Annotated in this window: 9 protein-coding genes, 1 tRNA gene and 1 pseudogene; 6 read left to right on the plus strand and 5 right to left on the minus strand. The window is 58.6% G+C overall.

All coding sequences use genetic code 11. The annotated features are described in order from the left end of the window. Positions 1-745: 745 nt before the first annotated feature. The 3 genes and pseudogenes from AC0L21_RS10250 to AC0L21_RS10260 all read left to right on the plus strand — a co-directional run bounded on the left by AC0L21_RS10250 (position 746) and on the right by AC0L21_RS10260 (position 4,946). Positions 746-2,830 (plus strand): diguanylate cyclase domain-containing protein, encoded by a 2,085-nt coding sequence (locus AC0L21_RS10250; protein WP_473261146.1) that lies wholly within the window; start codon positions 746-748, stop codon positions 2,828-2,830. Next, a pseudogene (locus AC0L21_RS10255) lies at positions 2,830-3,208 on the plus strand (PilZ domain-containing protein). The gene AC0L21_RS10250 and the pseudogene AC0L21_RS10255 overlap by 1 nt, the downstream one beginning before the upstream one ends. Positions 3,209-4,247: 1,039 nt before the next feature. After that, positions 4,248-4,946, plus strand: a complete 699-nt coding sequence (locus AC0L21_RS10260; protein WP_473260866.1) for a GrlR family regulatory protein — start codon at positions 4,248-4,250, stop codon at positions 4,944-4,946. A gap of 376 nt (positions 4,947-5,322) precedes the next feature. Here AC0L21_RS10260 and AC0L21_RS10265 read toward each other — a convergent pair whose 3' ends face one another. Beyond that, positions 5,323-5,739 carry a hypothetical protein gene (locus tag AC0L21_RS10265; RefSeq protein WP_473260868.1) on the minus strand — a complete coding sequence of 139 codons (417 nt, stop codon included), beginning with the start codon at positions 5,737-5,739 and terminating at the stop codon, positions 5,323-5,325. 432 nt (positions 5,740-6,171) lie between these two features. Between AC0L21_RS10265 and AC0L21_RS10270 the strand changes: the two genes are divergently transcribed. Beyond that, a complete protein-coding gene (locus AC0L21_RS10270; protein ID WP_473260870.1) occupies positions 6,172-6,354 on the plus strand; it encodes a hypothetical protein in 183 nt (60 codons plus the stop codon). A gap of 279 nt (positions 6,355-6,633) precedes the next feature. On the opposite strand, the gene AC0L21_RS10275 is transcribed toward AC0L21_RS10270, so the two are convergent. The 3 genes from AC0L21_RS10275 to AC0L21_RS10285 form a co-directional block, all read right to left on the minus strand. Continuing rightward, complete coding sequence (locus AC0L21_RS10275) at positions 6,634-7,983, minus strand: IS701 family transposase (protein WP_473260872.1); 1,350 nt, start codon at positions 7,981-7,983, stop codon at positions 6,634-6,636. A gap of 209 nt (positions 7,984-8,192) precedes the next feature. Beyond that, positions 8,193-10,067 carry a sensor histidine kinase gene (locus AC0L21_RS10280; RefSeq protein ID WP_473260874.1) on the minus strand — a complete coding sequence of 625 codons (1,875 nt, stop codon included), beginning with the start codon at positions 10,065-10,067 and terminating at the stop codon, positions 8,193-8,195. 91 nt (positions 10,068-10,158) lie between these two features. Beyond that, positions 10,159-10,548 carry a response regulator transcription factor gene (locus AC0L21_RS10285; RefSeq protein WP_473260879.1) on the minus strand — a complete coding sequence of 130 codons (390 nt, stop codon included), beginning with the start codon at positions 10,546-10,548 and terminating at the stop codon, positions 10,159-10,161. Positions 10,549-10,833: 285 nt separating this feature from the next. Between AC0L21_RS10285 and AC0L21_RS10290 the strand changes: the two genes are divergently transcribed. Next, complete coding sequence (locus tag AC0L21_RS10290) at positions 10,834-11,745, plus strand: molybdate ABC transporter substrate-binding protein (protein WP_473260881.1); 912 nt, start codon at positions 10,834-10,836, stop codon at positions 11,743-11,745. A gap of 392 nt (positions 11,746-12,137) precedes the next feature. Here the strand turns inward: AC0L21_RS10290 and AC0L21_RS10295 are convergent. Continuing rightward, a tRNA-Met gene (locus AC0L21_RS10295) sits at positions 12,138-12,214 on the minus strand. A gap of 312 nt (positions 12,215-12,526) precedes the next feature. On the opposite strand from AC0L21_RS10295, the gene AC0L21_RS10300 reads away from it, so the two are divergent. Then, positions 12,527-14,008, plus strand: a complete 1,482-nt coding sequence (locus AC0L21_RS10300; protein ID WP_473260883.1) for a coniferyl aldehyde dehydrogenase — start codon at positions 12,527-12,529, stop codon at positions 14,006-14,008. Positions 14,009-14,023: the final 15 nt, after the last annotated feature.

Below are 14,023 nucleotides of genomic sequence, written 5' to 3' on the forward strand. Positions count from 1 at the left end.
AATCATCGATTGGTGACATCGGTCGGCGTCGAGCTACTGTCGTGGGGTGTCGATAGCCTCGGCGCCGACGCGGGCTACTCCATAATGATCGTATCAATCCTCAGGCACGGGAGGCACCTGTAAGCATACACTGCGGGTAGGTTCACAATCTGTGGCAGCATCGCAAGATAATCCATTGGCCGCCTGCACTTGCTGCAAATCAGGATCGGTGGGCTGCCCCGCTCGTTGCCGCGCGTCATACGAAATGGGTTCCGAATCCCAGACAGGGTAGTATTAATCAGATGGCTGCGCATGTCCGGTGGAGTACCGGGCGCTATCGGGAATTGGCACTCGGTTCTGTTATCCGGGCTGCAATATTGGCTCTGACTGCTGGAAGCTCGCGAAATCATCACCGCTTTCCAAGCCATGGTCCGCAAGAAGACTCACGTGGATCTTGACCCATGGCTCGAGCGAGTGTGAATCGGCGCCGGGGTCACGTCGCTTAAAGTACCGGCAGTATCCGTCTGAACGAAATTAAAAAGCCACGTTGGGGTGGGGTCACGATCGGCGCCGATCGGGACCCCATCTCAAAGCAAAATTGGTCAGCTGCGAAAAGGAATTGCCGCCGTTAGTTCAACGGGCCGAGTTCGGCGCCCATTGACACTCGGCGCGCCTGGCAGCGAAAGCTTCAGGCTTCGGGTCCGGCGTGCGGCTAGGGCGGCTCGCGGGCTGCAGATCCAAAGGCGGCGGAGCGGCCCGCGTGGCCATGGTGCACTACCTAAGTACCACGTGTCCTGCCGAATTCCGCTCAGGTTCTCAAAGGCCTGTTAGCCAAAGACTGCAATTCGCCTCAACCTCGGCGACGATTGTTAGCAGCTTTGAAGCTAAAAATGATGATCGTCATATCGAATGCACCCGAACAGGTGATACGGTCGTGGCATCACTCCACCAGGCGATACACCGCAAGCCCCAACTCGTCGTCGGCGCCTTCCTGGCCGTCATGATGGCGTGCGTCCTTGGCGTCGTGTCGTGGAAGGTATCGGGGGCCCGTCATGCCACCCTGGTCCGGGCACAGGAGGACTTAGGTAACCTGGCCCGTTCGCTGGCCCGGCATGCAACCACTACCCTCAAAGCCCCTGATGTGGGCATGACCGGGTTGGCAGACTTGCTGAAGTACCAGAGCCCGCTGCCTGAGCGGTTCAATGCCCACCTAGTCAGCACGACCAGTTCTCTGCCGCAGATCCGGGAGATCGGCGTTTTGAATGCGGAGGGCAATTGGCGATACTCGTCCTTCGAGCGCCTACCAGACTACAACAACTCCGATCGAGCGTACTTCGCGCACCATCGAGACGATCCCAGCCCCAAGATGCTCGTGAGCGGACCGATCATATCCAGAACCAGCGGGCAACCGTCCATTATCCTGTCGAAGCGGATCAGCACTCCAACCGGGGACTTCGCAGGTGTTGTGGTCGCCGCGATCGACTGCAACTACTTCAGCAACTTCTATTCGTCATTTGGTGTCGGCGCTCAAGGCGGCATTAGCCTCCTGTCCGCGGACGGAACGATGTTCGCTCGCTGGCCCGTGGTGGAAAGTGGTCGAAAGATCGCCGACACCTCACTGTTCCAGAAGCGCTTGATCGAAAGCCCGAGCGGGTCCTATAAGATCACCTCCCCGTTCGATGGGCTCACCAAATACATCGCATACGAGCTGGACCCCGAATACGCGGTGGTCGTCACGGTGGCGCGATCAGAGAACGAGGTGCTGGCCAACTGGCACACCGATCTCATCTCGGATGCGGTCGTAGCGGCCCTGCTGGTCGCCATCATCATCGGAATGGCGGCGCTCTTGAGGAGCCAATTCACCTTCAGGACCGGACTCGAACGGTCGCTGCGGGAGCGGGAGGCGCGTCTGCGTTTGTTAGCGGACAACATCGCCGACATCGTCATCGTGATGGACCGAAAGGGATACCTTCGCTACGTGTCACCTTCCGTGGTGGCTGTGCTCGGGATGACCGAGAATGATTTCCTCGGTAGGTCGTGTCTCGACGTGGTCCATGACGACGACCGGGAAAAGGTCATGGCCGCAAGCCGAGAAGTGAAGCATGCGAGCGCCTCCAGCTCGGTTCGGTTTCGTATTCGGCGGGGAGATGGGGCCATCGCATGGTTGGAGGCGCACTTCAAGCTGGCGGAGCAGTCCTTCGGCGGCGAACTAGAGATCGTCGGAACGCTTCGCGACATCACGAAGCAGAAGCAACTCGAGGACGAGCTGTCATCAGCCAACCTTAGACTGGCGCAGCTCGCGACGACAGACGGTCTGACGCGGCTTGCGAACCGGCGCAGCTTCGATGCCTTCTTGCGTGAGGCCTACGCCAAACATGACATGCTATCGGTTCTCCTGATCGACATTGACCAGTTTAAGGGCTTCAACGACGCACTCGGCCACCAGGCCGGGGATGGTTGCCTCCAACGCATTGCCGAGGTGATCGGAAGCGCCACCGCAAACACGGGAGGATTGTCGGCGCGGTACGGCGGCGAGGAGTTCGCGGTGATCCTGCCTGGCGTGAACGAGGAAAGGGCGGTGAAGGTGGCCGACGCGATTCGGATGCTGGTCACTCGTTTGCAGATCCAACATCCGCGGTCGCAGCGAAAGTACGTGACGATCAGCGTGGGCGTCGCCGAAAAGCGCGATGCCACCACAGATGAGTTGGCGCTCACACGTGACGCCGACATTGCCCTATACCACGCAAAGGAACAGGGCCGGGACTGCTCGGTCGCAAGCTCCTCGCTCGTATCCTCACGCCTGGAGATGCCGTCGCTGGTGCCCTCACTGCCTGATCTGGAGGGCGCGTGATGAGAGCGCCGGACAAGCGAGGAGCGCGGCGGGTTGCGTTCGAGCGAGCTATTCCGGCGAGCATGATGGCAATCGACGAACATGGCAACGCGGTTGCACTTTGAAAGACGTATCTGAAGGCGGAGCTAAGCTTTTGATCGAGGGCACAGTGGGGGATTGCCCTTGAATGAGTTTTTCCTGGTGCTCTCATCTACCGGCCTTGCCTATCGCAGATGCGAACTGGCGTGGGTAAACGGCGAGGATGTCGGCGTGACCTTCATCCGACAGCATCTTAAAGAGGGGGAAAGCCCAGCCTGCTGGCCCCCGCTGACTAACCTGATATGGCGAAGAAGAATCTCGTTCCGACGGCGGACGAAGCGTGGAGTTTCTGAGACATAGCGTGCTCCTTGTCTTGGGCGACCCTTGCCAGCTTCTCGTACCCGCAGGGCCGGAGCACGCCGGACCATTCCATTAGCTGAGTCAGGTAATTTCGCGAGAACTTCCCCAGACACCCAAGGCGCCAATTGCCCATGCGGCTCAGCCTTGCAGTTTAGCTTGCTTCTTTAGGTTGGAATAACGTGCTTCGACTGAAGTCTGGCTACGGCCGAGATCCGCAGCTATCTCGCTGAAGGACGCTCCGCTTGCCCGCATGTGTAAGAGCTTCTCTTCGTCCTCCGCGGACCAAATCGCCGAACTTTTAGGAGCCCCGGTACGGGCCATTTCCACCCTGTAAGAGTTTTTAGCGGCCCTTCAAAGGTGGACTGCGATCACGCAAGTTATGGCAGCTGTCATTCCAGAACAACTACTTACAGGTTGGGTAGTCGTACACGCGCAGCAATTTCCTGGCTCAGCTCGGCGGTAATCAATCGAGCCCGTCATTACGGATAGTTGCTCAAGGGTTCTTCGATATGGTTGGTAATGAGGTTCCTTCGGCCAGCCCAAGCCGTCCTCAACTGGCTAAGGTTTGGGCAATCGCCAAATACGCGACTACAGGCGAAAACCCAAAGGGTTACCATCATCGCGATGGCTGATCGGTTTGGGCTTCGACTTCGTTGCGGAAGGGGGTCCAGAGCAGGACGCCCCGAAAGATCACAATGTTACTCGCTCGCGCTGGATGCGGGAGGGGGATGCTTTTTGTCGGAAAAGCGCTTGATATACATTTGCCAGATGGCGCGCGGCCATCGTGGTTAGCGTCCATCGGCAGTTCGGAACCGTTGCCCGTAGCGGTCGGGGCTACCGCTCTTCTGTGAGGATCGAGGAAGGAACCTCATGGTGATGCCCATTCTCCGGGGTATATTTGGTCCATGTCACCAATTCTTTCTTGGCGAAGAAGGTGTCCCGCTCGTCCAAGAAACAAGATGGGCCGGCCGGCGATAGTACTTTGACCGCATCATCTGTCCGGCTAGGTTATGCTGGGCAATAAGCTGAGGCCGGGCTGGTGTTCGACGGATTGTACAAATGCGAGTATCGCGCCGGTCCCGTGCTGAACCGTAGCGTCATGCATGTCCGCGGTGGCCGCATGCTGGGCGGAAACTCGGCTTTCGCCCACGTCGGAAGCTACGAAGAGATCGACGGCGTGATCGTCGGTCGCGTAGCCGGGCAGCGCCATGCCCTCAATCCCGAGGTGCGACAGCTCTATGGTGCGGACGATGACGAGCTGATCCTGCGCGGCCGTGCGGTCGGCGATTCCTATCACTTTGACGCCTCTCCGGTCCGGCTCCCTGATCAAGTGATGCATGCCGTGATGACCAGCTTGGATGAGGAGTCATTGCCGCCACCAGGAAAGGTCGGCAACGGCGGCATCCCGAATGGCCTCTACGGGCTTCGCATCCGCGCGCTCGATGGGATTGACGGCGGACTAACCGGTGTGATGCTGCTGGAGGACGGCCGCATGCTGGGCGGAGACGCCTTCTTCTACTATCTCGGCTCTTACTCCTCTGCGGATAACCGCTGGCGCGGTGAAATCGTCAACCAGGAACACACGGCGGCTCGCGACGCGATCTTCGGCGGGTACGAAGTGGGCATTGGCTTTTCGGGCCGTTACGAGGTCAACGGTGCGTCTTGGGAAGCGACAGCGCTGGCCGGCAAGCGTAGTTTCCGGCTGGCGGCCGAGATGAAGCTCCTGCATACGTTCTGATCGAGAGTTCGATTGGTGCTCAGGCACCGCCGCTCCGACTCTCCACAGTCGCGACCTATCCGGACTTTGCTTTGCGTCAACCCTACGGTCCGCTGCGAAATTCCGTGCATCTCGTCGTACCAAGCTCACGGAGTTACGAACCACCGATGACGGTGCGCTGCGGCGCCATGTGAGGTTCAGCACGGCTTTCGGTTGAGCATTGCCTTTGAGCCGCCGGTACGCGATACCGTGCTGCTCAGCGTTCACGGTGCACGGTGCAATTCGCTGAATCGCACTCGGGGAAGCACGTTTCAGTTTCTTCGGTGTCCGGTAGCTGCAGGAATGAGCAGATATCTTCCCGTTCGGCTCCTGGCGACACTTGCGAGAGTGAGTGCCGTTAGGCGACTGCAGCCATCTGACCGTTCATGTCATCGTTAGTGAACAGCAACCGCCTACGAATGGCTTCCTCGACCAATGCTAAGGCTTGCTTCGCGCTGTGCGCGTCTGCCTCAGCGGCTTGCGCACGGCACTCAAAGGCTGTGACCCGGTTCTGTAGACCCTCAATGCGCTTCTGGGCCTCTTCGAGGGCCCTTGAGGCCTCAAGGAGCTTGCGGTCCGCATTTGTCAAAAGCTCCTGGTGAGCACGCTCAGCTGCCACAGCCCGCCTCTCGCTCTGACGTGCCTGCTCTTCGATACTGCTCAACACGTCTGCGGCTTGATGCACGAGGTTCAGGGCGTGAGCGCCTGCGTGCGTTTGCGCAGGCTTGTGAAAACCAACCACGTTCTCTGCTCTTCTAAAATGATGCTGCGACATTGCCACGGACCCATGCGCGAACTGAGTATGGGGAGCAGGATGGGCCGTTATGGTGAACGAGAGGTTAATTCGTGCCGCCTTATGCCCACTCCGCAGGTCTTTGCAACGCACTCAATCTCCCGATTGAGCATGTCGAAAAGAAAGCTCGATCCGCCTGGCTCGAATATTGTCCAACAGTTTCAGGCCTGGGTTCCGCGCAGTTTCACAATCTTCGCAGCCCCCAGGAATTTTCCGGCCCGGACTTTGCTGTCGCCCAATCCTCTCGATCGCTCCGGCGTAGCAGCCGACGCGCTGCAGTTCCTTTTTTGATGTCGCGAACTAGAGCATCACGCCCGAATTTCAGGCGAGGCGAACGTGATTAGTGTCCCTGTGCAATCAAGTTGCTGATCAACTCAATCATGATAGAAGGCCACTCAGTTAATCGGAGTCGACATGGCCAAAAAATCAAAGAACACAGTCAGGCGGGAATACACCAAGGAGGACGTGAAGGAGTTGCGGGCTCATTCGAAAGCAAGAACTCCTGTGACCAAGATTGCAAAGCTGACCAAGAGGTCCGTAGGTTCCTTGCGTCAGAAAGCGTTGAAACTTGGGATCGGGTTAGGCCATCAACGCTAGTTGAGGGTCTCTTTTCCTGTAGTCCTTCGAACTGCGACCTTGCAAAAAGCGAACGTTCGTGGGGCGGCTGCTCCCCTGAACTGCAGCGGGTGTAGCTGTTGCGCTCGACCGCTTGATCCGCACCACCAACATCAGTGCGTTGACTAGGATCGCGAACATCGAGAAAAGCGCCAGCATAACCCAGCAGAATATGCTGTAACCCTTCATCCAGTTATCAAACACCGTAATGAGCAGCATTCCTAGCACTACTTTGGCAGAATCCATTTACGCCAGTGTTTTTCAACGATTTGTTTTCGGCAGTGCGGACACCGCTGAGAGGGCGGCCGAAGAATGAGATCGACGATGGCGTGACGAACGGCGGGCATGGTTGGCTGAGGCGGAGGTCCGTTGATTCTTTTTTTTCCGCCCCGCGTGTGCGAGGCGGCGATGCTGCAGGAAGGCGTAGGCAATCATTGTCATCAGCGCGTGGCGATGAAGACCCTGCCATGATCGCCCCTCGAAGTGATCAAGTCCGAGTTCCTCCTTCAACTGCTGATGCGCTTGTTCACAAATCCATCTTGCCTTGATGGTGGCGGCCAGTGTGCGCAGATCCGTCGCCGCAGGAAGATTGGCAAGATAGTATTTCTTCTCCCCTGAGGCACGTTGCTCGCCAATGAGCCAGGCTTCGTCGCCCGGGAGATGCTGTTGACCCTTATCCCAAATCCGCTGAGGAGGGCAGTCGGCGGTGCGGACACGGAGAGCAGCAAATCGGGCTTTCAGCCGACCTTTCATCCCGCTGCGCCAGCTCACGGCTTTCCATTTGGCACTGGCCAGCATTTGTTCTGCCGCAATCGATAAGATATCGGGCACGTGGTGCTTTCGTGGTTTCCCGCGGACTTTGGTAATCGGCCAAATGAGCTTCACATCAACCGGATACACCTTCAGGTGTCGAGGGATGCCGACCGCCCAGGCCAGCCCGCGCTCCGTTAGCCCTTGTCGAAACGGTGCGCTAAGTCCGTATCCTGCATCCGCCAGCACACATCCAAAGTGCACGTTGGCTGCCATCGCGCGGTCGATCTCGGCTAAAGCAATTTCCGGCTTGGACCGTGGCGTTCGGTGTTCGACCGGCACGCGAGCGCGCTTCAAACGAGACACGTCGCTTGTCCAACTATCAGGCAGAAAGAGACGTAACGCGACCATCACTGGCACTTCACCGCGCGCAAGCGTCAAAGACACCAGCGTTTGGCAATTTGCCGTTTTGCCGAGAGCCGACGCGTATTGAGCCGCAACACCGACCGAGCATTCGCCCTTCTTCGGCAGTGACGTGTCATCAATAACGAGCACCGCATCGCTACCGCCGACAAGTCGGTCCGCCTGGTTAAGCAACTCCGTCTCCAGCGGCGTCGCGTCCCAGACACCGTCCGCAATGAAATGGTGCAACTGATCGTAGTTGCCCGTGACAAGGCGCTCCGCCATCGGCTGAACGCTCTTGCGATCGCCAGGACCGATCAGTCCCGCGACATACAGAGGACACATCCGCTGCCGGGTCTTATGACCCAGCCGGTCCAAAAACGGCATCAGCCAGCGTTCAAGTTCGTCTTCCCATCCCGCCATGGTCAGCCCTCCAAGAGCCGACCACCCATGAATCATTGAAAATTTGATTCGGGAATCCTATAAATCGCGGCAAAATCAACTTTCTGCCAAAGTAGTGCTAGACCGTGAACTCATAAATCTGCCGGGCCGACGCCGCGCCAGAGTCCTTTATGCCCAATAAGCGGACCTCAACGAGGTGCGCCGCTACTTCGCTGATGGGCCATCAGCAGAAGTACGGTCGTACGGGTCGCGAGATGGTTCACGAACTATTGGACAATAGGAAGCCTGATCCGGAACAACGCACCGCCATGATCCCGATTTTCGGCCCTTATCTGCCCATTGTGGGCCTCGATAATGGTGCGCGCGATGGACAGCCCCATGCCCATGCCTTCGGCTTTGCTGCTGTAGAACGGGTCGAAGACTTCTTTCAGTTTGTCTTCGGGAATGCCCGGCCCGCGATCCGACACCGACAACTCGGCAAATTTTTCGACGCGCGCAGTCCGCATGCTTATGATGCGGTTTTCGGTAGGTATCTCCTTCATCGCGTCGATCCCGTTCGTGACAAGGTTAAGAATGACTTGTTGAAGTTGAACGCGGTCGCCGAGGATCGGAAGCGCTTCCGGCGTGATCACACTAACCAGTTCGACCTTTCGTCCAACGCCAAGAACGAGTTCGACAGTCTCACCAACGAGATCATTGAAGTCGAGGCTCTTCAGTTCAAAGGGTGCTTTTTTCAGCAGGCTCTTCATCCTCCGAATGACTTCGCTGGCGCGGCGGTCATCGCGCAGGATATCGCCGACGATCTCGTTCAGTTCCGCCATGTCGGGGCTCGGAGATTTCAGGATCACCTGAGCGGTTTCGGCATTGGTCAGAATAGCGCCGAGCGGCTGGTTGATTTCATGAGCAATTGAGGCGGTCAGTTCGCCAGCCGTGGCGATGCGATTGACATGGACAAGTTCCGCCGTGCGCTGCCTATACTGCACCTCTACAAGTTGACGCCGACGATGTTCGCGTAACAGGATAATAATAAATCCGGCCTGTATCACAAGAATCGCGACGACAGATGCGATCTGCCATGCATACCGTTCCCACACCATCGGTTCTCGGAAGTAAACGGTACTTCCAGCAGGCAAATTGTTCTCGCTAATTCCCCAGCGCTGCATTTGCCGCCAATCGAACTTTGCAGCCGCGAACTCAATCGGCCGGGTCTTGATGTCCCCCGCCCTTTCCCCCGAAAGGATTCGGTTCGCGACACTGGCCGTGATTGCACTGCTCTCCAACACGGAAAACATCGGCCCCCCAACGAGAGCGCCTTCAAAAAAGGAGCCGTCGTAAGAGAAGATGGGGGCAGAGGCTACGGAAGCCAATGCATTCAACGCCTCGTTTTCTTCATGAGAGACACCTGCTGCATCCACATTCATCAAATGCCAGAGAATCGCGCTATGTGGCGGCAGCTTCGCTGCGTCCTTGAGAATGTCGGCAAAAGGCAACTCATCGTACCATTTCAAGACGACCCTGTTCGCAAAGGGAGCTACTTGCCGCTGTATTTCCGCGTGCCAGAATACTTCGTTGGGAGATACTCCGTTCACAATTGCTAACGCTTTGGTATCCGGCAGCACTTGCAGGATAGTCTTGAGAATGGCAGCAAAATCGTGATCGACGGCTACGACCGTGTCGTTTTCCGAAAGTTGACTAAAATCGACGCGGCGCCTGTCAACAGCCGTGAAGATCATTGGGGTCGTTTGAAACAACTCGCTGCGATGCCTCTGGATAAAGCTTGCGGCGGGCGCTCCCACCGCGATTATAAGGTCGAGTGGCTCCCTGAGATAGAGCGCCCGGAGATACTGAACCAACGGGATTTCGGGCTCTGCGTTGTCCGATTTTGCGCTGGCGAGCGAGAAGTCTGTGAAATCAATCGACGATTTTACCTGACGAATGGTTTCGGCTCGAATCGTGCGAGCATAATCGCTCCAAGGCTTGAATTGTGGTCCGAACGAATGCAACATCAGAACGCGTTTGGCTGCTGGATCGGCCGCCTGACTTTGGCGCACCGTCGCCTGCAACAAAGCGATGGCCAGCACAGCGGTGAAGCTCCGCGCGCGACAACTTCGCCATGAAAAGGCTGTCGGCCAGAAACGCATTGCCATCCTAGTCCGGGCACTTAACCCGAGTGTTGGAACGATAAGGGCTCAATAAGATGATTGACAAGAAAAAGGGCTATTAGCGGTCGGGCTAGGGCGGATATCCGGTTTGGGTACTCGACCTTCGCTCAATCGGCTCTATCAGCGACTTGGCCGAGAACGGCTTTACCAGGTAGGCAAGGCACCCAGATTGAAGTGCAGTCTCGCGAATGAGGGGGCTGTCGTTTCCAGTCATGTAGATGACCGGCACATTATTCCCGGCCGCTTTGAGACGCCGTCTCACTTCGATCCCTGACCCATCGCCCAAGTTTATGTCGAGCAGAACGCAAATTACCTCGTCAAGATCGGCGTGATTTTCGAAAGCACTCGCAGTCGGAAAGAGCAGGCTGCCGTAGCCGAACTGTCGCAGTATTCGACCTATACTTCGCAGCATACCGGGGTCGTCGTCGACGACGAAAACAACGCCCTTATTTGAAGACATCAAGCTCCACCCAAGCCGCCCCAAGCAACCCGCAACCCACTCACGCGGTGGTAAATTTTACGTTTGGCTGGGCTCTTTCCTTTGACCTTAATCAAGATCGGCGCTCTTCGCAGGGCATTCTGTCGCAAATGCTCGTTGCCACTTCCGCTCCGGGTCAATCGCGACAGGCGTTTGGCACCCGGCCGGCCCTGGGGGTCCGCTTTGGCCAGAAAGCCGACCTGGTTCCAGTGGCTAATCCGGTGGGTCATGCTTCTCGCCTCTGTAACCGAGCCGAGGAGTATCGCCATGCAGGATCAATTGAATGCGACCCGCGCGCCCAAGCGCGTGCCGTGGAACAAAGGCAAGCTGACTGGGGCGAAGCCGCCGCTGCGACCCAAGCATGTCTGGTCGATCCGGACAAAAGCTTCAGATCGGGGGCCGCGCTCGCGACCTCGCCATCTGAGATTCTCTGCAAAACTCGTACTTGGAGTTGCCTTTATCGGCGTCACTGGGTTTGCCGCCCGCGGTGCCGAGATTAAGCTTCTTTGCGCCGTGGCTTTGCACCCGGCGATTGACGTACTGGTCCCAGATTTTGAAAGATCCTCGGGACACAAAGTAACCGTAGCTTACGGAAATGCGGGCGCTATCGCGGACCGTTTTCAAAAGGGTGAGGCTGCCGATCTTGTGATAAACTCTGCGCCACTGATGGACCAACTTCGCGCGCAAGACAAAGTCATGGCGGGCGACCGCATCGTCATCGCGAAGGTCGGTGTTAGTGCCTTTGTGCGCAAGGGTGCCGCGAAGCCCGACATCAGTTCAGCCGACGCCTTCAAACGTGCGATGTTGGCCGCAAGCTCGATTACTTATCCTGATCCGGCCGGTGGGGGTGCGAGTGGCATCTACATGGCCAGCTTGCTCGAACGGTTGGGCATCGCTGAGGAAATGAAACCCAAGACCAAGCTCTCTCCGTCTGGAAAAGTGCTGTACGCAAGCGTTGCCAGCGGCCACGTTGAGATCGGGTTCAATCAAGTTAGCGAAGTCTTGGCCCAACCATCCGTCGAATTCGTTGGCCCGTTGCCGTCGACAATTCAGAACTACACCCAGTTCGCCCCCGGCATCGTTACCGGCGGCAACCAGACTGACGCCGCAAGAACGTTGGTCACATTCCTTACCTCGCCTGCCGCCCAAGCGGTTCTAAAAGCAAAGGGGTTTGAATAGGAGCGAGTGCCCTGCCGCGTTCAGGAAGTTGACTTAGGGCCTCTCAACTCCAGGCGTGCTCCGGGCTTCTGCTTTTTAAGTCTGAGCGCTCGGATCCTCACAAGGCGGGTTCAAATTGCACAAACTGGCGCGTACCGCTGCCAATTTATGACGCGGCAAAAGCTCCCGCTCCGTCTGATCACCGGTATGGGCTGGAGTATGGGCCGCTAAACACCCGGTGCAAGGAAGCGCTGAAGAACAAGAACTTTTCAGCCTGTATGGCGGAGAGAGTGGGATTCGAACCGGCGGTACGGCATGGGGCGCCGTGGCGACTCGGTGGCGATTCTAGGCAAACAAAAAGCCGCTCGAAAGAGCGGCTTTCTGGTTTTCTGCTGCTGTTACAGCATCATATCTGGTTGCGGGGATAGGATTTGAACCTATGACCTTCAGGTTATGAGCCTGACGAGCTACCGGGCTGCTCCACCCCGCGTTAACCGTTGCTTTGCCTTCGTGAAAGTGCCGGGGACGGTGAATGAAGGGCCGGCGCTGTTCGCGTGGCTTGCTTCGTCCGTCCCGAAGGCTTCCTTGGAAGGCAACCCCGGGCAAAGCCCGTTGGGTGCGGGCGGTATGTACCAACCCGGGGTGGCTTTGGAAAGGGCTGCGGGGACGTTTTTTTCGACTTTATGACAGCGCGGTGGACGAATTTGCGGCCTGTCTGGGCCGCCCTTGCCAGAAGTTCCACAAGGGGCCAGCTTGCGGCCACAAAACCAGGCGGAAACGCCACTTAAAAGGGGAGAACGCCATGGACCACGCCTTGGAACGTCCCTCGGATCGCCCCTCCGATCGCCCCCTGGACCATCCGCCGCCGAGCGCCCCGCTTCGGGCCGTCGAAGACGCCTTCCACGCCATGGTCGCGCGGTCGCGGGCCGAGCCGGCGCCTGGCCTTGCCGAGCGGCTCGACCGGCTGGCGCGGCTGCGCACTGTCGTTGCCGACAACGAGGAGCGCTTCCGGCAGGCGATCTCGGCCGATTTCGGCCACCGCTGCGCGGTCGAGACCAATATCGCCGAGACCATGATGGTGTTCTCCGAGATCCGTCATGCCACGAAACACCTCAAGAGCTGGATGGCGCCGCAGCGCGTTTCGACGGCGCTGCAATTTTTGCCCGCGCGCAACCGGCTGATGCCGCAGCCGCTCGGCGTCGTCGGCATCATCGCGCCGTGGAATTACCCGCTGCAGCTGACGCTCGCGCCCGCCATCGGCGCACTCGCCGCCGGCAACCGCGTCATCATCAAGCCGAGCGAGCACGTCGCCCATTTCGCAAGCCTGCTGAAGGAGACGGTCGCCGCGCGGTTCGACGCTGCGGAAGTGCTCGTCACCGGCATCGAGGACGAGATCGCAAAAGCCTTTGCATCGCTGCCGTTCGATCATCTGGTGTTCACCGGCTCCACCCGGGTGGGGCGGCTGGTGGCGGAGGCCGCGGGGCGCAATCTGACGCCGGTCACGCTCGAGCTCGGCGGCAAGTCGCCTGTTATCATCGACGCCTCGGCCGATCTCGAAGAGGCCGCCGAGCGGATCGCCTACGGCAAGCTGCTCAATGCCGGGCAGACCTGCATCGCGCCCGATTATGTGCTGGTGCCCGAACGCTCGCTGCAGGCCTTCGCCGAAAAAGTGCGCGCGCAGATGCGACGCATGTTCGGCACCGACCCCTCCAACAAGGACTACACCTCCGTGATCTCCGACCGGCACTATGCCCGGCTGGAGAATCTCGTCGCGGATGCGGCACGCCGCGGCGCCAAGATCCTGCAGCCGGCGAAGGCGGACGATCCGAACTGGAAGGCGCACCGCAAATTCCCGCCGACGCTGATCGTGGGCGCGACCGCAGAGATGGCGGTGATGCAGGAGGAGATTTTCGGCCCGGTGCTCCCCGTGCTCGGCTATCGCGAACCGGCCAATGCCATCGCCTTCGTCAACGCCCGCGAGCGACCGCTGGCACTGTATTGGTTCGGCAAGGACCGCAATGCGCGCGACGAGGTGCTGGCGCGCACCATCTCCGGCGGCGTCACCATCAACGACTGCCTGTTCCACTTCGCGCAAATCAACCAGCCGATGGGCGGCGTCGGCGCGTCCGGCACCGGCGCCTATCACGGCGAATGGGGCTTTCGCACCTTCAGCAAGCTGAAGCCGGTGTTCTATCGCTCGAAATTCAACCGCCTCGCCGACCTCTATCCGCCCTATGGCGGCAAGATCGCGCGGCTGGAGAAGATGATGCGGTTCATGTCGTAGGGGTGGTCGTTCCGG

This window comes from Bradyrhizobium sp. WSM4873 (assembly GCF_055811355.1).

Coding starts and splice junctions, on each gene's coding strand:
- AC0L21_RS10265 (WP_473260868.1), bottom strand. CDS start 5,739: ATGTCGCAGCATCATTTTAGAAGAGCAGAGAACGTGGTTGGTTTTCAC.
- AC0L21_RS10285 (WP_473260879.1), bottom strand. CDS start 10,548: ATGTCTTCAAATAAGGGCGTTGTTTTCGTCGTCGACGACGACCCCGGT.
- AC0L21_RS10300 (WP_473260883.1), top strand. CDS start 12,527: ATGGACCACGCCTTGGAACGTCCCTCGGATCGCCCCTCCGATCGCCCC.
- AC0L21_RS10250 (WP_473261146.1), top strand. CDS start 746: ATGGTGCACTACCTAAGTACCACGTGTCCTGCCGAATTCCGCTCAGGT.
- AC0L21_RS10275 (WP_473260872.1), bottom strand. CDS start 7,983: ATGATTCATGGGTGGTCGGCTCTTGGAGGGCTGACCATGGCGGGATGG.
- AC0L21_RS10290 (WP_473260881.1), top strand. CDS start 10,834: ATGCAGGATCAATTGAATGCGACCCGCGCGCCCAAGCGCGTGCCGTGG.
- AC0L21_RS10280 (WP_473260874.1), bottom strand. CDS start 10,067: ATGCGTTTCTGGCCGACAGCCTTTTCATGGCGAAGTTGTCGCGCGCGG.
- AC0L21_RS10270 (WP_473260870.1), top strand. CDS start 6,172: ATGGCCAAAAAATCAAAGAACACAGTCAGGCGGGAATACACCAAGGAG.